We start from the raw sequence: 17,187 nt of genomic DNA, 5'->3' as shown, positions 1-17,187 counted from the left end.
CTCTGATGGGCGCGCGCCGGAAGGGCGGCGGTGCCGGGCAAGGTAGCGGCGGGCTGTGCAGGGCCTGTGGTAGATACCTATCGCGAGGCAAAAAAAGACCCGCGTTGGCGGGTCTTTTTCGTGGAAGACTGCAGGGGTTCTATTGCTCGAAACCTTCCAGCACGTTCACCGCATTGATGCCGATTTCCTCCACGGCATAGCCACCTTCCATGACGAACAGAGTCGGTTTGCCAAGCGCGGCGATGCGTTTGCCCATGGCCAGGTAGTCGGGGCTGTCGAGCTTGAATTGCGAGATCGGGTCGTCCTTGAAGGTGTCGACGCCAAGCGACACGACGATGACGTCGGCGCCGTAACCTTCGATTTCCTTGCAGGCCTGCTCCAGCGCGGCACTCCACGCATCCCAACCGGAACCGGCCGGCAACGGATAGTTGAAATTGAAGCCTTCACCAGCGCCTTCGCCACGTTCGTCGTCATAGCCGAGGAAGAACGGAAATTCCGCTTCCGGGTGGCCGTGGATCGAGGTGAACAGCACGTCGCTGCGCTGATAGAAAATCGATTGGGTACCGTTGCCGTGGTGGTAATCGACGTCAAGGATCGCAACCTTCGAGTGGCCCTGATCGAGGAAAGCCTGCGCGGCGATGGCGGCGTTGTTGAGGTAGCAATAACCGCCCATCAGGTCACTGGCGGCGTGGTGTCCCGGTGGACGGCACAGGGCGAAGGCGCTACGTGCGCCGCGCTGGATTTCGGCCTGTGCAGTCAACGCCACCTGCGCTGCGCTGTAGGCTGCTTGCCAGGTCCCGGCGGTGATCGGCGCGCCGCCGTCGAAGCTGTAATAACCGAGCTGACCATGCAGGCTGGTCGGTTTGATCGCGCGCAGGGTGCGCGCCGGCCAGGTGTACGGCAGCAAGTCGCCGTCGGTATCGAATTCGGTCCAGCGCGCCCAGGCACCTTTGAAGAACTCCAGATAGTCGCGGTCATGAATGCGTGCGATCGGCTCCAGACCGAAATCCTGCGGCGCTTCGACCGCGCCGAGGTTCTGGCTTTTCACTCGCTGCAAAACATGGTCGGCGCGTGAAGGCATCTCGAAGCAGGGTTTTAGCTGACCGTCGATAAGCTCGCAGCGGCCATGGTGCAGGTGGTGATCGTCCGAGTAGATCGTCAGCATTTGTTGTTCTCCGCAAGGCTGGTTCGGTGGCCTTCAGTGTTGCGGCGCAAGGTCAATCGGAGAACGGCAGGAGCGGCCAAAAGGGGATGGATCTGGCCAAAAAAGCTGACCTTAAATCGCCCCTTCGATTTGAATCCACCCTCCATCAGCGCTTGGAACAGGGCCCCTGTAGGAGTGAGCCTGCTCGCGATAGCGGTCTGTCAGTTACCAATAATGCTTTCTGATACACCGCAATCGCGAGCAGGCTCACTCCTACATTCTGTCCTCAGTGTGGGCGAAACTGGCTCGGCGCCACACCGCTCCAGCGCACAAACGCATGGCGGAAACTCGCGGTCTCGCTGAAGCCCAGGGTCTCGGCAATGCGGTAGATCGGCAACTGATCCTCACACAGCATCTGCTTGGCCCGCTCGAAACGCAGCTCATCGAGCAGTTCCTGGTAGCTGCTGCCCATGTCCTTGAGGTGCCTGCGCAAAGTGCGCGGCGAGCATTTCATTTGCTGCGCCAGACCGTCGAGCCCTGGCGCGGCGTTCAACTGCGCGCTGAGCAACTGCCGAATCCGCCCGAGCCAAGCCTGGCGTCCGGTGAACTCCAGATTCTGCTTGCGGCAGCGCTCGGCCATGGCTTGATGGGTAATGCTGTCGGCCAATGGCAGCGGTTGGTCCAGCCATTGGCGCTCGAAGGCGAACGCATTGTCCCCGGCACCGAAGTGCAGCGGCGCATCGAAATGCTCAGCGTAACTGTCGCGGTAGTCCGGCGCGGCATGTTCGAAGCGTGTCGCGAGCAGTGGCAATGGATGCCCGAGCAAGTCATCGCAAATGACCTTCAGCGAGACCAGGCAGAATTCGGCATTGAACACTGCCATGGCCGGGCTTTCACGGTAATCGGCGGCGGCGAACCAGATGCGCTCGCCGTCATCTTCAAGGCTCAACTCGAACAGTGTTCCCAGCAGCGCCGGATAACGAATCGCCAGGCGCAATGCGTCACCGAAGGTGGCACATGTGAGCAAGGCGTAACCGAGGATGCCGTAGCAGGAAACATGCATGCGCCGGCCCAGTTCCAGGCCAATGTCACGCTTGAGCGCGACCGCGTTGGCGCAGACCTGCATCTCCTGATTGGTGGTGATGCGCGTGTCGGCCCGTTGCAAATCCGCCGCGGTGATGCCGCTGCCGGCCAGCAACGCCTCGCTCGACAAGCCTTCGGCCTTGAAGGTGTTGAGGATCAGCGAGACCGCGTTGAGGGTGGTGAGGTGGGAGTGGAGCATGGGCATCTTCCGGAAACAGACCGTGGAATCACAGCAAGTTATGTGCCGCCATGCTGGTGCCGATTAGTTGGTTCAAACAAGTTGGTCGCCGCTTGTGCAAGTAAGAACAAGATACTGTTAATGGTTTGTTATAAACAGCACAGCATGTTGTGCACCTCAGGTTATTCTTTTTTCTTTGTGAGTGATACTGTAATAGTTGACAGGTTTTCGACGGAAAAATGCCCGCTCGTCTGAATTATGATGCTTTAAAAAAAGTGTGTATTTGCTGTTTTGTTTTTCTTGACCGGTTGCTTTTTCGGGTCTAGTTTTGGTTTTGAAAGTTTCGTTAATCAATATGTTCATATGGAGCGTGCAGCATGACTGGTTCGTCGAATGAAAAATCAATGGCTGACATTAACGCTGCAACGGGAAAGTTAAGCGTTAAAGTCAATGCTGCGGAAAAAACGCTTGAGGCTTTCCAATTGATTGAAATTGGTGAAAGTCTGGCCTTTATGTTTCGTGATGCCAGTTTTGAAAATGTGGTTAGTACAAAATTTCCGAGCGAGAAGTTGGGGCAGGAGCTTGAATATGACAAAAATGATTTGAGTGTGAATGTCAGTTATAACGTTGCTGGTAAACCTGTTTCATGGGAAGGTGGCAAGATCAAAGTGGCTGCAAAGGCTGGTGGCGGTTACGAAGGCACTCTTCAAGCGGTTGGTTCGGCGCCGGGTTTAAGCTGGACGTTATCCGAGGGAAGTTTTGAAATAACCAACTGATCAAGCTCCGTTCCGGCATGAGATTCAACCGTTATGCTCGATTGGCTTGGCTCAAGGCTGGCGGCTCTAGTTTCTGCTGGAGGCCTTATTCACAAACCGGATGTGCAAACTCGATTAGATCAGTTAATTGATAACCGAGGCGATTATGGAAAGTAAACAACGGAATAAAGCCTCTCGGCCGAGAAGGGTCGAGGCTGTAATGGGTGAATTGACAGCCATGGTAGATGGAAAGGAGAGAATATATCCCGCTTTGGATTTGTATATAATCGAAGATTTTAAAGAAATTTCCGCGGAGTTCGGTGTGCGAAATGAAGTGGAGAAATTGGAGGACAGTGTCTCGCTAAAAAATGGTGAGTTTCCGCTGGTTTCCTATAAATTCGACGGTGCGTCTATACCTTGGGAATCGGGTGGCACGTTGACAGTTAATTATAATGAAACAAGTCGACGTTACGATGGATCGTTTCGGGCGGAATTCGATGCTGATGGGATTCCCAAGAAAGTCACCGGTGATTTTAAAATCTGGGAAGACCAGTAGTTAGCGCGAGCCGCTGCTTTCGGGTTTAGTCAAGAGCGGCTCGTTTTCAGTGTTAATACGGTAACGGTTAGTCTTGCGCTGATGTCAGCTCGCCACAAAGATCCAACACCATTAGCTGGCGCACTAGTGCGATGTCCAGCCCTGCACCTAGCAGTCCATGCAACTTGCCGAACGCCGCTTCCCGGGTCATGCCTCCGCCGGACAGCACACCAGCACCGCGTAAACGACTACCCGCCTCATACACATCCAGCTCGACGCCACCTTCATGGCACTGCGTGACCGCTACCACCACAACACCGTTATCCCGTGCCCGACCAAGGCTGGCGAGGAACTCTGGGTTATCGCTCGGCCCGGTGCCGCTGCCGTAGCACTCCAGCACCAGTCCTTGAATGCCGCTATCGAGCATGCCGTCGAGCACCTCGGCACTGATGCCGGGGAACAGTGGCAGCACGGCAACCTTGGCCAGTTGTTTCGGCTGGTTGTAGTGCAACGACGCTGGAATCGAAGGGGCTTTGAGACCGCCGCCCTGACGCTCCAGACGCTTGAACGGATGCCGGCCGAAGCTGCGCACCTTCGCGCAACGGGTCGGCGCCAGCAGTTCGCCGTGGAAGTACAAATGCACGCCGGGCGCCAGCCCCTGGCCGAGAGCGACCAGTGCGCCACTGAGGTTTTCCCAGGCATCGCTGTCGGTAACGCCGGCGGGCAGCATCGAACCGGTGAAGCACACGCGAGCATTCAGGCCAAGCAGTTGAAAGCTCATCGCCGCCGCGCTGTACGCCAGCGTGTCGGTGCCATGCAGGATCAATACGCTGTCGCAACCCTGGACGTCGACCGCATCGACCACCGCCTCGCGCAGCTGCTGCCAGTAGGCCGGGGTCATGTTGGCGCTGTCGATCAGCGGCGACATCTCGCGGAAGTGCCACTGCGGCACGATCAGCTCCGGCTGACTGTGCAGATATTCGCGCATGCGCGCTTCGAAACCGGACGCCGGGGCCAGACCGTTGGCGCTGGCCTGCATGCCGATGGTGCCACCGGTGTAGAGCACCATGACGTGTTGGGCGGCGGGATAAGAGTTGGCAATCATCTGAGGTCTCCACGAGAGATGACATTGCAGGAGTGAGCCTGCTCGCGATGGCGTCGTGTCAGCTAATCCTATGAAACTGACAAATCGCCATCGCGAGCAGGCTCGCGCCTACAAGTTATTGCACCACAATAACTGACGGGCGCAGGGGATGCGCCCGTCATTCACCTGTCAGCGTTGCGCGGCAGGTACGCCTTGCGGCTCGGCTTCGGTCTTGCCTGCAGCTGCTGGCGGGTTGGCCGGCCAGGCGTTGCGATCCAGATCCAGATCGAGGAACTTGCTCGAGTCGAACACCGGCTGCTTGACGCCGGCGCGACGCTGCTCATCGTAGTCGCGCATGACGCGCATGCCGACCTTGAACAGCATGGCCAAGGCCACCAGGTTAACGAACGCCAGGCAGGTCATGGTGATGTCGGCAAAGGCGAATACGGTCGTGAGGTCCTGCATCGAACCCCACACCACCAGGGCCAGCACCAGACCGCGGAAAATCATCAGTGCGGCGCGGTTGCGGGTGAGGAATTGCAGGCTGTTCTCGCCCAGATAGTAGTTGTAGAGAATGCACGTGAAGACGAACAGCGACAGCGCGACGCTGACGAACATGCGACCCCAGTCACCAACCACCGCGGCCAGCGAGTTCTGGGTCAGGACAATGCCGTCACCTTCGAAACCCGGGGTGTAGAAGCCCGACAGCAGAATCAGCAGCGCGGTGCAGGTGCAGATCACGAAGGTGTCGAGGAACACGCTGAACGCCTGGACCACGCCCTGCGCGCCCGGGTGCTTGACGGCCGCCACGGCGGCGACGTTCGGCGCACTGCCCAGGCCCGCTTCGTTGGCGAATACGCCACGCTTCACGCCCATGACGATGGCGCTGCCGAGCAGACCGGCAAAGGCCGGGTCGAGACCGAAGGCGCTTTTGAAGATGGTTTCCAGCATGGCTGGCACGTGTTCGATCTGGGTGCCGATCACGTACAGGGTCACGCCGATATAGGCCAGGGTCTTGATCGGTACCAGCAGATCGGACACCGAAGCGATGCGCTTGATGCCGCCGATGAAGGTGATGGCCAGCAGCACGGCCAAGACGATACCGGTGTGGCGTGGGTCGAACTCAAAGGCGTTCTGCAGCGAATGCGTCACGGTGTAGGACTGCAGACCAATGAAGGCGAAGCCATAGGTGACCAGCAGCAGGATGGAGAACACCACCGCCATGCCTTTGAGCTTCAGGCCGTGCTGGATGTAGTAAGCCGGGCCGCCGCGGTACAGGCCGTCGCCATCGGCGCGCTTGTAGACCTGGGCCAGGGTGCACTCGAAGAAGCTGCTGGACATGCCGACCAGTGCGGTCACCCACATCCAGAACACCGCACCCGGACCACCTAGGGTCACGGCGATGCCGACACCGGCGATGTTACCCGCGCCTACGCGGCCGGCGAGGCTGAGCATCAAGGCCTGGAACGAGCTGAGTTGCCCGGCGCTGCCTTTGAGGCTGTCGCGGAACACCGCAAACATGTGGAAGAAGTGGCGCAGTTGAACGAAACGCGAGCGAATCGTGAAGTAGCTACCGAGCCCGACAATGAGCACGATCAGTACTTTCCCTGAGAGGAAGTCGTTGATGACTTCGAGCATGGATTTTTCCTCGCTGTTTTTTGTGAGAGCAAATGCTGGATCGGAGAAACATCGTGTTACACCGCTGTGCGCACGGCACAACGGGTGAGGCGAAGGTTTCGTCCCGGATCCATATCGCGGGTTTTGTTATTAGTTCGGGTTTCGCATGGGTTATGGCCTCGTTACCGACGACCGCTCACGCGAAGAGGGGCGGCACTATACCGATCAGTGGCGCGCCCGTCTGCACGGTTGTGGTGCAAGCGACGAAACGAAGCGTTGAAACACCCGGCGTTACCGGCGCCGGGCTTTTGCAGGAGTGAGCCTGCTCGCGATGCAGGCGTTGCGGTTCTAATGACACACCGCGTCATCGTTCATCGCGAGCAGGCTCACTCCTACAGAAGACGTTTGTCCTTCAAACGGTTAAAAAAAAGGGCTCGGGGACCAGGTCCCCAAGCCCTCAAAAGGTGAGAGGTGTCTAGTCCCTCGACCTGGTGAGCGGTGCTACAAGTTACGTGTCGGTTCAGGCTTTGAGCGGAACCAGACGCGGGGCAATCATGTTTTCCGGGCGCAGGATGTCGGCGAGCATGGCTTCGTCGAGCAGGCCTTCTTCGCGGACCAATTCCAGCACGCCGCGGCCGCTTTCCAGGGCGAGGCCGGCGATGCGCGTGGCGTTTTTGTAGCCGATGTACGGGTTCAGTGCGGTGACCAGCCCGATCGAGTGTTCGACCAGTTCGCGGCAGCGCGCTTCGTTGGCGGTGATGCCGACGATGCAGTGCTCGCGCAGCATGTCCATGGCGCGTTGCAGCAGGCGGATCGAGTCGAAGATCTTGAAAGCGATCAGCGGCTCCATCACGTTCAGTTGCAGTTGGCCGCCTTCGGCCGCCATGGTCAGCGCCAGGTCGTTACCGATGACCTGGAACGCCACCTGGTTTACCGCTTCCGGGATGACCGGGTTGACCTTGCCAGGCATGATCGAGCTGCCTGGCTGACGCGCCGGCAGGTTGATTTCATTGATGCCGGTGCGCGGGCCGCTGGACAGCAGGCGCAGGTCGTTGCAGATCTTCGACAGCTTGACCGCCGTGCGCTTGAGCATGCCGGAGAACAACACGAAGGCGCCCATGTCGGACGTCGCTTCGATCAGGTCAGCCGCCGGCACCAGCGGTTGACCGCTGATCAGCGCCAGACGCTGTACCGCCAGCGCTTGATAACGCGGGTCGGCGTTGATGCCGGTACCGATCGCAGTGCCGCCCAGGTTCACTTCGGTGAGCAGTTCCGGGGCCAGCGTCTTCAGACGGGCCAGGTCTTCGCCCATGGTGGTGGCGAAGGCACGGAATTCCTGACCGAGGGTCATCGGCACGGCGTCTTGCAGTTGGGTACGGCCCATTTTCAGGACGTGATCGAACTCTTTGCCCTTCGCCGCGAATGCCTGGATCAGGCTGTCGAGACTGGCCAGCAGGGTGTCGTGACCGAGCAGCAGGCCCAGGCGAATGGCCGTCGGATAAGCGTCGTTGGTCGACTGCGCCATGTTCACGTCGTCGTTCGGGTGCAGGTACTGGTACTCGCCTTTCTGGTGACCCATTGCTTCGAGCGCAATGTTGGCGATCACTTCGTTGGCGTTCATGTTGGTGGATGTACCGGCGCCACCTTGAATCATGTCGACCACGAACTCTTCGTGGTAATCACCGCGGATCAATCGGGCGCAGGCTTCGCTGATGGCAGCGTGCTTGGCTTCGCTCAGGTGACCCAACTCGCGGTTGGCGTCAGCGGCGGCCTGTTTGACCATCGCCAGGCCCACAACCAGTTTCGGGTAATGCGAAATCGGAACACCGGAGAGACGGAAGTTATTCACCGCTCGCAGGGTCTGGATGCCGTAATACGCTTGCGCCGGTACGTCGAGGGCGCCAAGCAGGTCGGTTTCTGTGCGGAAAGATGCAGCGGAGGACATGATGGAAATCATCTCGATAAGGACCCGGTCTGTGCCGGAACGCTGCGAATGCTAGGCTTGTGGGGATTTTTGGGCCAATGCTGTTCAGCACTGCCCTATGCACATTCGGCATAATGTCGATGTGACGCCGCTGGTGCGGCAGACGTGTGACCTGTTTTGGTGCGTGTCCGGGAGGACGTGATGAATCTGGAAAGCAAATGGCTCGAGGACTTCAGTGCTCTGGCCGCCACCCGAAGCTTCTCGCAGGCGGCAGAACGGCGTTTCGTGACCCAGCCGGCGTTCAGTCGGCGGATCCGCAGCCTTGAAGCTGCACTGGGCCTGACGCTGGTCAATCGCTCGCGTACGCCGGTTGAGCTGACGGCGGCAGGGCAGCTGTTTCTGGTGACCGCACGCACCGTGGTTGAACAGCTCGGCGAAGTGCTGCGCCATCTGCACCATCTGGAAGGCGGGCAGGGTGAAGTCATTCAAGTCGCGGCGGCACACTCGCTGGCGCTGGGTTTTTTCCCGCGCTGGATCGCGCAGTTGCGCAACGACGGCCTGAACATCGCCACGCGGCTGGTGGCAACCAACGTCGGCGACGCGGTGCACGCCTTGCGCGAGGGCGGTTGCGATCTGATGCTGGCGTTCTACGACCCGGATTCGGCGATGCAGATGGACCCGGAAATCTTCCCGTCGCTGCATCTGGGCCAGACCGAAATGCTCCCGGTGTGCGCGGCGGATGCCGAGGGCAAACCGTTGTTCGACCTGGAGGGCGAGGCAAGCGTGCCGCTGCTGGCCTACAGCGCCGGGGCGTTCCTCGGGCGTTCGGTGAACGGTCTGCTGCGCCAGCGCCAGTTGCGCTTCACCACGATCTACGAAACCGCCATGGCCGACAGCCTGAAAAGCATGGCGCTGGAAGGCCTCGGCATCGCCTGGGTGCCGCAACTGAGCGTGCGCGCCGAGTTGGCCCGTGGCGAACTGGTGGTCTGCGGCGGTCCGCAATGGCATGTGCCGCTGGAGATTCGCCTGTATCGCTGCGCCCTGGTGCGCAAGGCCAACGTGCGATTGCTGTGGCGCAAGCTCGAAGGCGGCGCTGCACAATCCTCCTGACCCAACACAAACCCCTGTAGGAGTGAGCCTGCTCGCGATTGCGTCTGCACATTCAATGTTGATGAGACTGATCCACCGCTATCGCGAGCAGGCTCACTCCTACAGGGGATTTGCGGTGTTGCGGCGCTGACCTTCAAGTCAATAAAACCGGGCCTTTCGCTGATTTGACGGATGGTCGTTTCGGGGGCTGTTTATTGCTTTCTTTGCGGTATACTGCGCGGCCTTCGGCCGGCACGTCCGGCCATTTTTCGTACAATCAAGCCACGCAACCTGCGTGGCTTGTTGTTTTATGACGCGCCTGCGGGCGCTCCTGAGAGAAGAGGCGCGACGATGAGTGCACTGGTTGGCGTGATCATGGGCTCCAAGTCCGATTGGTCCACCCTTAGCCACACCGCCGATATGCTGGAAAAGCTCGGCATCCCGTACGAGGTCAAAGTGGTCTCTGCCCACCGCACCCCGGATCTGCTGTTCCAGTACGCCGAAGAGGCTGAAGGCCGTGGCATCGAGGTAATCATTGCTGGTGCCGGTGGCGCTGCCCACTTGCCGGGCATGTGTGCGGCCAAGACCCACCTGCCGGTGCTGGGCGTGCCGGTCCAGTCGGCCATGCTCTCGGGCGTCGATTCGCTGCTGTCGATCGTGCAGATGCCGGCAGGCATTCCGGTCGCCACCCTGGCCATCGGCAAGGCTGGCGCGATCAACGCCGCGCTGCTCTCGGCGAGCATCCTGGGCGCCAGGCACCCGCAGTTCCACGCGGTACTGAAAACCTTCCGTGCCGAGCAGACAGACAGCGTCCTGGACAATCCAGACCCACGTATTGCCTGAGGTTGTTGAGATGAAGATCGGTGTAATCGGTGGCGGCCAGTTGGGTCGCATGTTGGCCCTGGCGGGTACTCCGCTGGGGATGAACTTCGCTTTTCTCGACCCTGCGCCGGACGCCTGTGCGGCCGCGTTGGGCGAACACCTGCGGGCCGATTACGGCGATCAGGATCATCTGCGCCAACTGGCCGATGAAGTCGATCTGGTGACCTTCGAATTCGAAAGCGTTCCGGCCGAAACCGTGGCGTTCCTCTCGCAATTCGTGCCGGTCTACCCGAGTGCCGAAGCCCTGCGCATCGCTCGCGACCGCTGGTTCGAAAAGAGCATGTTCAAGGATCTGGGGATTCCGACCCCGGCCTTCGCCGACATCCAGTCGCAAGCCGATCTGGACGCCGCGGTTGCTGCGATCGGTCTGCCGGCCGTGCTGAAAACCCGTACCCTGGGTTATGACGGCAAGGGCCAGAAAGTCCTGCGCACGCCGCAAGACGTGGTCGGTACGTTCGCCGAGCTGGGCAGCGTTGCCTGCCTGCTCGAAGGCTTCGTGCCGTTCACCGGTGAAGTCTCGCTGATCGCCGTGCGTGCTCGCGACGGCGAGACGAAGTTTTACCCGTTGGTGCACAACACCCACGACAGCGGCATTCTCAAATTGTCGGTGGCCAGCACCGATCACCCGTTGCAGGCACTGGCGGAAGACTATTCCAGCCGCGTGCTCAAGCAGCTCGACTATGTCGGCGTGATGGCGTTCGAGTTCTTTGAGGTCGACGGTGGCCTCAAGGCCAACGAAATCGCCCCGCGCGTGCACAACTCCGGGCACTGGACCACCGAAGGCGCCGAGTGCAGCCAGTTCGAAAACCACCTGCGCGCCGTTGCCGGCCTGCCGCTGGGTTCGACCGCCAAGGTCGGCGAGAGCGCCATGCTGAATTTCATCGGCGTGGTTCCGCCAGTGGAGAAAGTCATCGCCATCGAAGACTGCCACCTGCATCACTACGGCAAAGCCTTCAAGGCCGGACGCAAGGTCGGTCACGCCAACCTGCGTTGCGCCGACATGGCTACGCTGCAGGCGCAGATCGTCAAGGTTCAAGCGCTGATTGCCGAGTAACGGCAGTTTCATGTGACAACGGCGGAACCATTCAGGGACCACCGTTCTCTCATGGCAGGATGCGAAACTCTGACTAGGCTTTCGCGTATCTACCAAATCAGAGGGAAATGTCATGGGAATTATCGGAACCATCTTTATCGGCTTGATCGTCGGCCTGCTCGCGCGGTTCCTGAAACCGGGCAATGACAGCATGGGCTGGATCATGACCATCCTGCTCGGTATCGGCGGTTCGCTGGCGGCCACTTATGGCGGCCAGGCTCTGGGCATTTATCAGGCGGGCGAGGGTGCCGGTTTCATCGGTGCGCTGGTTGGTGCGATCGTGCTGCTGGTGATCTACGGCCTGATCAAAAAGAACTGATCCAAAGCGACAAAGCCCTCTCTGCCAAACTGGCCGGGAGGGCTAGAATGCTCGGCGATTCAACGTTCCTTCCTTTCTATGCCGAGCACCTTCATGCGCCGTCTTTTGTTGACTCTCCTCTTGCTGGGCAGCGGTTTGGCCCACGCCGGCGAACTGCCGGAAACCGACTGGCTCGAACTGATGCCCAAGTCGGATCAGAAAGCCCTCGAGGCCATGCCTGAAATCGACCACAACACCCCGGAAGCCACCGGCACCTTCACCGAGAAGGGCGGGATGAAGCAGGCCAAAGGTCTGCCGGCGGTGATGTACTCGACCAAAACCGTGGCGTCGATGAACGACAAGCACATCCGCATCGGGGGTTACCCGGTGCCGCTAGAGTCCGACGCCAAGGGCCGCAGCACGCTGTTCTTCCTGGTGCCGTACCCGGGCGCGTGCATCCACGTGCCGCCACCGCCGCCGAATCAACTGGTGCTGGTGCGCTATCCGAAGGGTTTGAAGCTGGACGATATCTACACGCCGTTGTGGGTGACCGGCACGCTGAAAATCGAGAAGGTCAGCAACGACCTGGCCGATGCGGCATATGCGCTGGAGGCGGACAAGGTGCGGGTGGTGCAGGAAGCTGATCTCTAACAGCCACCCCAAACCAACTGTGGGAGCCAACCTGCTGGCGATAGCGGTCTGTCAGAGACTTTTCCGTTGCCTGACACAACGCCATCGCCAGCAGGCTGGCTCCCACATTTCGTATAGCGGTGTGGCTTAGCGCGGTGTCGCGGCGACGCTGACACCCATCGTATGGCTCGCACCCGGTGCGAGGGTGACGATGTCATCCATCACATTCGCGGTCTCGATGCACAGCATGCGCTGCCAGCCATCGTTGTCCATGTCCGGCAATGCGGCGGCGCGGTCGATCCACGGGTTCCAGATCACCGCCGTGCGCGAACCCGTCGAGGTCAGCACGATGCGTCGTTCCCAGGTCGGATCGACAATGCTCAGTTGCGGCGGCGCGTCGAGGTAGATGCGGTCGGTTTCGCCGGCAAACTGCAGATCGCCTTGCTGGCTGGCGGTGTTCCAGTCGTCCAGGGTCTCGATGTAATCCAGCCCGGCGACACCGTCGACCTGTACGTTACGCACGTCACTGACAGCGAAATACGTGTGCAGCGCCAGGCTGAGGGTCACGCTGTCGGTGCCGCGGTTGTGGCTGGTCAGGCTGTAGCTCAACTGATCTGCCAGATGCAAAGTCAGGGTCAGATCGACTTCGTGGGGCCAGCCCGGCAGGCCACCTTCCGGGTAGGGCAGTTTGAACTCGACCTTGACGCCGTCAGCCTCCGACTCGATGCCGCCCAGTTCCCAATCCATCGCCCGCACCAGACCGTGCGCGGGGGCCGGCTGTGCGCCGGTGTACATGGCCTGCACGCTCTGCGGGTTGCGTTCGAACTTGCCGAACCACGGCCAGCACACCGGCACGCCGGCACGGATGCTCTTGCCGGTCTTGAAGTCGGCCTTGTCGTTGAGCCAGATGATCGGCGGCTGGCCGTCGACCTGGTAGCTGAGAATGTGCGCGCCTTGCTGGGCCACCAGCACTTCGGCCTTGCCGTGGCGGATGCGCCAGCAGTTCAATTCATCCTGTTTCACGGCTTCAACGTTGGGCGTGTTCATGGGCAACTCTCGATCAGACACTGGGGACGACTATCGACCGCAAAACGGCCGCGAGGTTTAACGCGCGCGTGGCGGCACCGAACGGGTGCGACCGCTGCCATCGATGGCGACAAAAACGAAGACCGCTTCGGTGACCTTGCGCCATTCGCTGGACAGTGGGTCATCGCTCCACACTTCGACCATCATCTGGATCGAGCTGCGGCCGATTTCCAGGGTCTGGGTATAAAAGGACAGCTGCGCGCCAACCGCCACCGGCACCAGAAACGCCATGCGGTCGATGGCCACCGTGGCGACACGGCCACCGGCGACGCGACTGGCCATGGCGGTGCCGGCCAGGTCCATCTGCGCGACCAGCCAGCCGCCGAAAATATCGCCAAAGCCGTTGGTTTCGCGCGGGAGCGCGGTGATTTGCAGGGCCAGGTCGCCCTGTGGGATCGGATCTTCTTGTTCGAGCTCTATCATGCCGAGGGGCCTCTGACCCGTGACTCTTCGTGGGTATTGCGGGTGGTAGCCGTCTTCAAGAAAAACGATTCAACACCGAACACACTGCGTTCGTCACGTTTTCCATCAGGCGCCTAAAGGGAAACTCTGCGAAAAAGGCTAATCCCGAGCAAAGGGCGGGCCAACAACGTTTTCGCACAGCAACCTCTTACAAAACCTGCGCAGGTGGCGAGTATATCGGTCGGTAGACTCCACGACGACCGTCCGGTTCTGATTTCGACCGTCAATTACGCGCCTCTATGTGCTTTTTCGAACAATTTGCTATGGTGCCGAACCTGTCCGAGCCACCGCCAGCGTTGTTGTGGCGACAGATTCGACTATAAGAGAAGCCCTTGCCATGACCACAGCGCCTTCGAGCCTCGCGCAGCCCGAGCAACCCGCACGACCGTTGACCCGCAATGACTACAAGACCCTGTCGCTGTCCGCCCTCGGCGGGGCGCTGGAATTCTACGATTTCATCATCTTCGTATTCTTCGCCACCGTGGTCGGCAAGCTGTTCTTCCCGGCCGACATGCCCGAGTGGCTGCGGCTGATGCAGACGTTCGGCATCTTCGCTGCCGGCTACCTCGCCCGGCCGCTGGGCGGCATCGTCATGGCGCACTTCGGCGACCTGCTGGGGCGCAAGAAGATGTTCACCCTGAGCATTTTCATGATGGCCGTGCCGACCCTGATCATGGGCCTGCTGCCAACGTATGCGCAGATCGGCATCTGGGCACCGATCCTGCTGTTGTTGATGCGCGTCATTCAGGGCGCGGCGATCGGCGGGGAAGTGCCGGGGGCGTGGGTCTTCGTTTCCGAACACGTCCCGCAAAAACACATCGGCTATGCCTGCGGCACGCTCACCAGCGGTTTGACTGCCGGTATTCTGCTCGGCTCGCTGGTCGCCACGGCGATCAACAGCATTTATACCCCGGCGGAAGTCTCCGATTACGCCTGGCGGATCCCGTTCCTGCTGGGCGGTGTGTTCGGCCTGTTCTCCGTGTACCTGCGCCGCTGGCTGCACGAAACTCCGGTGTTCGCCGAGCTGCAACAGCGCAAGGCATTGGCTGAAGAAGTACCGCTGCGCGCGGTGCTGCGTGATCACCGCGGCGCAATCGCGATTTCGATGCTGCTGACCTGGCTGCTGTCGGCCGGCGTGGTGGTGGTCATCCTGATGACCCCGACCGTGCTGCAAACGGTCTATCACTTCTCGCCGACCACCGCGTTGCAGGCCAACAGCCTGGCCATCGTCTTCCTCAGCCTGGGTTGCATCGGCGCTGGCGCACTGGCCGATCGCTTCGGTGCCGGCCGCGTCTTCGTTTTCGGCTGCCTCGGCCTGCTGATCAGCTCGTGGACTTTCTATCACAGCCTCGCCGACCACCCGGACTGGCTGTTCCCGCTGTACGCATTGACCGGTCTGCTGGTCGGCACCATCGGCGCCGTGCCGTATGTGATGGTCAAGGCCTTCCCGCCGGTGGTGCGCTTCAGCGGCTTGTCGTTTTCGTACAACGTCGCGTACGCAATCTTCGGTGGCTTGACGCCGATGGTGGTGAGTCTGCTGCTCAAGGAAAGCGCGATGGGTCCGGCCTACTATGTGGCGGTGCTGTGCGGGATGGGAATTCTTGTAGGTGCGTGGTTGTGGAGGAAGGGGCGCTGATCTGTACTTCAGATTACGTAAGGCTCTCGCCAGCGCGAGAGCCTTGCTTCGCACTCGCCAGCCGGTAGTCGGGCGCCGTGCTCAAGCATGTGGTCCAAGGCATTTGCTGCGTGCTGTTCGTTGATCATTTTATGCTCAACCATAAGATCCAGTAACCAAAGTGCACCGTGTACCCGCAGCCCATCGCGTTGTGCCTGCCGCCGTAACCTGCCATCTCCAGTCAAGAGCGGCCGTCCTGTTTCCTGCGCCAGCAAGTAGCAAGACACGTCCGCCAGTGAGCTGTTGTTGTGCTCGATTTTCAACCCGAAAAGTTTGATCACACCAGATTCGTCAAATGACTCGACGCTCAATCCTCGCTTGAGCAGTTCTTTATGTGGGAAGTCGGCGAGCTCTTGCATTACGAAGTCGGTACAACAAAGGGTGAAGGGCAGTTGGAACATTTGCTCCAGTAGTCCGGCATTTCTAAAATCGATCCAGATATTCGTATCGCTGATGTAGATCAGACTCATGCATTCTCCAGTGAACCCAGGAAATTAGGGTCCAATGCGCTCACCGGCTTGCGCAGGAGTTCAGCAGCTCTGGATTTGCTGATCAGTCCTTCGGCCAGCGCCCAGAATGCCAGGGACTCAAATCGTTGTGGCGGCTTGCATGGCAGAGGTTCGGGTTCCGACTTGCGCCAGCCGTTTGCACTGAACTGGATGGTCAGTGACTTATAGCCACTTTCGCTGAGCAGCTTCAGATCCTTCAGGCGTCTGAGCGCCGCATGCATCGATATGCCGTATTGGCGCTTGGCAATCAGCAGTTCTCTTGGGTGAACTCTGGAGCGAGGATGGCTGCCGAAATCACTGGTGACGCCTTTTGCCGGATAGAGGAAGGCCCCGGCAAATCGATGGCAGCAATTTTCCTTGTCTTTCTCCGGCATGTCCTCAGGTAATGCCATGACCCAGTGACCGAGTTCGTGAGCGGCAGTAAACCTGATGCGTTCGCCTGGTCGATTGGCATTCAATGCAATCAACACATGCTCGCCGTTGCCGGTGGCAGCACAGGCTCCATCGAAATCATCAGGACCTTTGAGCATCGCTACCTTGATGCTGTGCTCCTCCAGTTGCTCGGTGAGGTTGGCAATCGGGTCGCTGCCGATTCCCCAGACCTGGCGAAGCTCTTCAGCCGCTTGCTCGGCTTCATCGAGGCAGGACACCGGGATCATTTGTGCAGGAGTGGCCGGGGTATATATGTCGGCAGGATTGAAACATTCCTCGAGCGCTATGTAGCGCTCGAGGTGTTCGCGGATTTTCTCTTCGACTTGTGCCTGGCGGTATTTAGGCATCTTGGCCAGCTTTCGAAACTCCAACGGCGCGAGCGGAATTGCATCCGCGCGGAAGAAATATTCCGGGCTGACCTGCAGTGCCTTGGCCAATTGCAACAGGCGAGTCGAGCTTGGAGTGCTCAACCCTTTTTCATATTTGCTCAAGGCTTGTTTGGTTATATCGCCAAGCTGATCGGCCAGAGCCTCAAGGGTGAGGCCACTTTGCAGGCGCGCGCGGCGAATACGGTCGTTTATCATAGGGGCCTCTCGTGGTTGACAAGGCTATATTCTGATAGTGATTTGTCAACTCGCCAAACGTTTCTTCTTGTTTGCTGGCGGCAATACTGGCCTTTCATCCAATTGTCATATTTCAGCCATAGAGTGT

General features: G+C 59.7%; 17 protein-coding genes. 8 read left to right on the top strand and 9 right to left on the bottom strand.

Features of this window, described 5'->3' with window-relative positions; genetic code table 11:
• Nucleotides 1-139: 139 nt before the first annotated feature.
• A complete protein-coding gene (locus tag BLU52_RS24555; protein ID WP_090287672.1) occupies nucleotides 140-1,165 on the bottom strand; it encodes a histone deacetylase family protein in 1,026 nt (341 codons plus the stop codon).
• A gap of 265 nt (nucleotides 1,166-1,430) precedes the next feature.
• Nucleotides 1,431-2,426, bottom strand: a complete 996-nt coding sequence (locus tag BLU52_RS24550; protein ID WP_090287671.1) for an AraC family transcriptional regulator — start codon at nucleotides 2,424-2,426, stop codon at nucleotides 1,431-1,433.
• A gap of 356 nt (nucleotides 2,427-2,782) precedes the next feature.
• On the opposite strand from BLU52_RS24550, the gene BLU52_RS24545 reads away from it, so the two are divergent.
• The gene (locus BLU52_RS24545; RefSeq protein ID WP_157720722.1) at nucleotides 2,783-3,181 is read left to right on the top strand and encodes a hypothetical protein; all 399 of its coding nucleotides are present in this window, start codon (nucleotides 2,783-2,785) and stop codon (nucleotides 3,179-3,181) included.
• A gap of 199 nt (nucleotides 3,182-3,380) precedes the next feature.
• Complete coding sequence (locus BLU52_RS24540; protein WP_090287668.1) at nucleotides 3,381-3,716, top strand: hypothetical protein; 336 nt, start codon at nucleotides 3,381-3,383, stop codon at nucleotides 3,714-3,716.
• A 67-nt stretch (nucleotides 3,717-3,783) separates the two neighbouring features.
• Here the strand turns inward: BLU52_RS24540 and BLU52_RS24535 are convergent, their stop codons facing one another.
• The 3 genes from BLU52_RS24535 to aspA form a co-directional block, all read right to left on the bottom strand.
• Nucleotides 3,784-4,800 (bottom strand): asparaginase, encoded by a 1,017-nt coding sequence (locus BLU52_RS24535; RefSeq protein ID WP_090287666.1) that lies wholly within the window; start codon nucleotides 4,798-4,800, stop codon nucleotides 3,784-3,786.
• Between the two features lie 168 nt (nucleotides 4,801-4,968).
• On the bottom strand, nucleotides 4,969-6,417 hold the full coding sequence (locus tag BLU52_RS24530; protein WP_090287663.1) for an alanine/glycine:cation symporter family protein: 1,449 nt from the start codon (nucleotides 6,415-6,417) through the stop codon (nucleotides 4,969-4,971).
• 499 nt (nucleotides 6,418-6,916) lie between these two features.
• Nucleotides 6,917-8,341: an aspartate ammonia-lyase gene (gene aspA, locus BLU52_RS24520; protein WP_090287659.1), complete on the bottom strand. Its 1,425-nt coding sequence runs from the start codon at nucleotides 8,339-8,341 to the stop codon at nucleotides 6,917-6,919.
• A 180-nt stretch (nucleotides 8,342-8,521) separates the two neighbouring features.
• Here aspA and BLU52_RS24515 point away from each other — a divergent pair, with 180 nt between their 5' ends.
• The 5 genes from BLU52_RS24515 to BLU52_RS24495 all read left to right on the top strand — a co-directional run bounded on the left by BLU52_RS24515 (nucleotide 8,522) and on the right by BLU52_RS24495 (nucleotide 12,333).
• Nucleotides 8,522-9,430 (top strand): LysR substrate-binding domain-containing protein, encoded by a 909-nt coding sequence (locus tag BLU52_RS24515; RefSeq protein WP_090287657.1) that lies wholly within the window; start codon nucleotides 8,522-8,524, stop codon nucleotides 9,428-9,430.
• Nucleotides 9,431-9,760: 330 nt separating this feature from the next.
• Nucleotides 9,761-10,252 carry a 5-(carboxyamino)imidazole ribonucleotide mutase gene (purE, locus tag BLU52_RS24510; protein WP_090287656.1) on the top strand — a complete coding sequence of 164 codons (492 nt, stop codon included), beginning with the start codon at nucleotides 9,761-9,763 and terminating at the stop codon, nucleotides 10,250-10,252.
• Nucleotides 10,253-10,262: 10 nt separating this feature from the next.
• On the top strand, nucleotides 10,263-11,345 hold the full coding sequence (locus BLU52_RS24505; RefSeq protein WP_090287654.1) for a 5-(carboxyamino)imidazole ribonucleotide synthase: 1,083 nt from the start codon (nucleotides 10,263-10,265) through the stop codon (nucleotides 11,343-11,345).
• Between the two features lie 112 nt (nucleotides 11,346-11,457).
• Complete coding sequence (locus BLU52_RS24500; RefSeq protein ID WP_090287652.1) at nucleotides 11,458-11,703, top strand: GlsB/YeaQ/YmgE family stress response membrane protein; 246 nt, start codon at nucleotides 11,458-11,460, stop codon at nucleotides 11,701-11,703.
• A gap of 93 nt (nucleotides 11,704-11,796) precedes the next feature.
• Complete coding sequence (locus BLU52_RS24495; RefSeq protein ID WP_090288674.1) at nucleotides 11,797-12,333, top strand: DUF3299 domain-containing protein; 537 nt, start codon at nucleotides 11,797-11,799, stop codon at nucleotides 12,331-12,333.
• A gap of 126 nt (nucleotides 12,334-12,459) precedes the next feature.
• On the opposite strand, the gene BLU52_RS24490 is transcribed toward BLU52_RS24495, so the two are convergent.
• Both BLU52_RS24490 and BLU52_RS24485 read right to left on the bottom strand, forming a co-directional pair.
• The gene (locus BLU52_RS24490) at nucleotides 12,460-13,359 is read right to left on the bottom strand and encodes a D-hexose-6-phosphate mutarotase (protein WP_090287651.1); all 900 of its coding nucleotides are present in this window, start codon (nucleotides 13,357-13,359) and stop codon (nucleotides 12,460-12,462) included.
• Nucleotides 13,360-13,416: 57 nt separating this feature from the next.
• Nucleotides 13,417-13,821, bottom strand: a complete 405-nt coding sequence (locus BLU52_RS24485; RefSeq protein ID WP_003229628.1) for an acyl-CoA thioesterase — start codon at nucleotides 13,819-13,821, stop codon at nucleotides 13,417-13,419.
• A gap of 376 nt (nucleotides 13,822-14,197) precedes the next feature.
• Here BLU52_RS24485 and BLU52_RS24480 point away from each other — a divergent pair, with 376 nt between their 5' ends.
• Complete coding sequence (locus BLU52_RS24480; protein ID WP_090287649.1) at nucleotides 14,198-15,496, top strand: MFS transporter; 1,299 nt, start codon at nucleotides 14,198-14,200, stop codon at nucleotides 15,494-15,496.
• A gap of 8 nt (nucleotides 15,497-15,504) precedes the next feature.
• On the opposite strand, the gene BLU52_RS24475 is transcribed toward BLU52_RS24480, so the two are convergent.
• Nucleotides 15,505-16,005, bottom strand: a complete 501-nt coding sequence (locus BLU52_RS24475) for a PIN domain-containing protein (RefSeq protein ID WP_090287647.1) — start codon at nucleotides 16,003-16,005, stop codon at nucleotides 15,505-15,507.
• Entirely contained in the window at nucleotides 16,002-17,060 is a 1,059-nt protein-coding gene (locus BLU52_RS24470; protein WP_090287644.1) for a helix-turn-helix domain-containing protein, read from the bottom strand. Before BLU52_RS24470 ends, BLU52_RS24475 begins: the two co-directional genes overlap by 4 nt.
• Between the last annotated feature and the right edge of the window lie 127 nt (nucleotides 17,061-17,187).

The sequence above is a fragment of the Pseudomonas granadensis genome (assembly GCF_900105485.1).
In the GTDB taxonomy this organism is placed as follows: Bacteria; Pseudomonadota; Gammaproteobacteria; order Pseudomonadales; family Pseudomonadaceae; genus Aquipseudomonas; species Aquipseudomonas granadensis.
This window is presented reverse-complemented; position numbering and strand designations above follow the sequence as displayed.

What these genes read in the sequence shown, in the direction of transcription:
- BLU52_RS24555 (WP_090287672.1), bottom strand. Translation starts at nt 1,165, where the DNA reads ATGCTGACGATCTACTCGGACGATCACCACCTGCACCATGGCCGCTGC.
- BLU52_RS24550 (WP_090287671.1), bottom strand. Translation starts at nt 2,426, where the DNA reads ATGCTCCACTCCCACCTCACCACCCTCAACGCGGTCTCGCTGATCCTC.
- BLU52_RS24545 (WP_157720722.1), top strand. Translation starts at nt 2,783, where the DNA reads ATGACTGGTTCGTCGAATGAAAAATCAATGGCTGACATTAACGCTGCA.
- BLU52_RS24540 (WP_090287668.1), top strand. Translation starts at nt 3,381, where the DNA reads ATGGGTGAATTGACAGCCATGGTAGATGGAAAGGAGAGAATATATCCC.
- BLU52_RS24535 (WP_090287666.1), bottom strand. Translation starts at nt 4,800, where the DNA reads ATGATTGCCAACTCTTATCCCGCCGCCCAACACGTCATGGTGCTCTAC.
- BLU52_RS24530 (WP_090287663.1), bottom strand. Translation starts at nt 6,417, where the DNA reads ATGCTCGAAGTCATCAACGACTTCCTCTCAGGGAAAGTACTGATCGTG.
- aspA (WP_090287659.1), bottom strand. Translation starts at nt 8,341, where the DNA reads ATGTCCTCCGCTGCATCTTTCCGCACAGAAACCGACCTGCTTGGCGCC.
- BLU52_RS24515 (WP_090287657.1), top strand. Translation starts at nt 8,522, where the DNA reads ATGAATCTGGAAAGCAAATGGCTCGAGGACTTCAGTGCTCTGGCCGCC.
- purE (WP_090287656.1), top strand. Translation starts at nt 9,761, where the DNA reads ATGAGTGCACTGGTTGGCGTGATCATGGGCTCCAAGTCCGATTGGTCC.
- BLU52_RS24505 (WP_090287654.1), top strand. Translation starts at nt 10,263, where the DNA reads ATGAAGATCGGTGTAATCGGTGGCGGCCAGTTGGGTCGCATGTTGGCC.
- BLU52_RS24500 (WP_090287652.1), top strand. Translation starts at nt 11,458, where the DNA reads ATGGGAATTATCGGAACCATCTTTATCGGCTTGATCGTCGGCCTGCTC.
- BLU52_RS24495 (WP_090288674.1), top strand. Translation starts at nt 11,797, where the DNA reads ATGCGCCGTCTTTTGTTGACTCTCCTCTTGCTGGGCAGCGGTTTGGCC.
- BLU52_RS24490 (WP_090287651.1), bottom strand. Translation starts at nt 13,359, where the DNA reads ATGAACACGCCCAACGTTGAAGCCGTGAAACAGGATGAATTGAACTGC.
- BLU52_RS24485 (WP_003229628.1), bottom strand. Translation starts at nt 13,821, where the DNA reads ATGATAGAGCTCGAACAAGAAGATCCGATCCCACAGGGCGACCTGGCC.
- BLU52_RS24480 (WP_090287649.1), top strand. Translation starts at nt 14,198, where the DNA reads ATGACCACAGCGCCTTCGAGCCTCGCGCAGCCCGAGCAACCCGCACGA.
- BLU52_RS24475 (WP_090287647.1), bottom strand. Translation starts at nt 16,005, where the DNA reads ATGAGTCTGATCTACATCAGCGATACGAATATCTGGATCGATTTTAGA.
- BLU52_RS24470 (WP_090287644.1), bottom strand. Translation starts at nt 17,060, where the DNA reads ATGATAAACGACCGTATTCGCCGCGCGCGCCTGCAAAGTGGCCTCACC.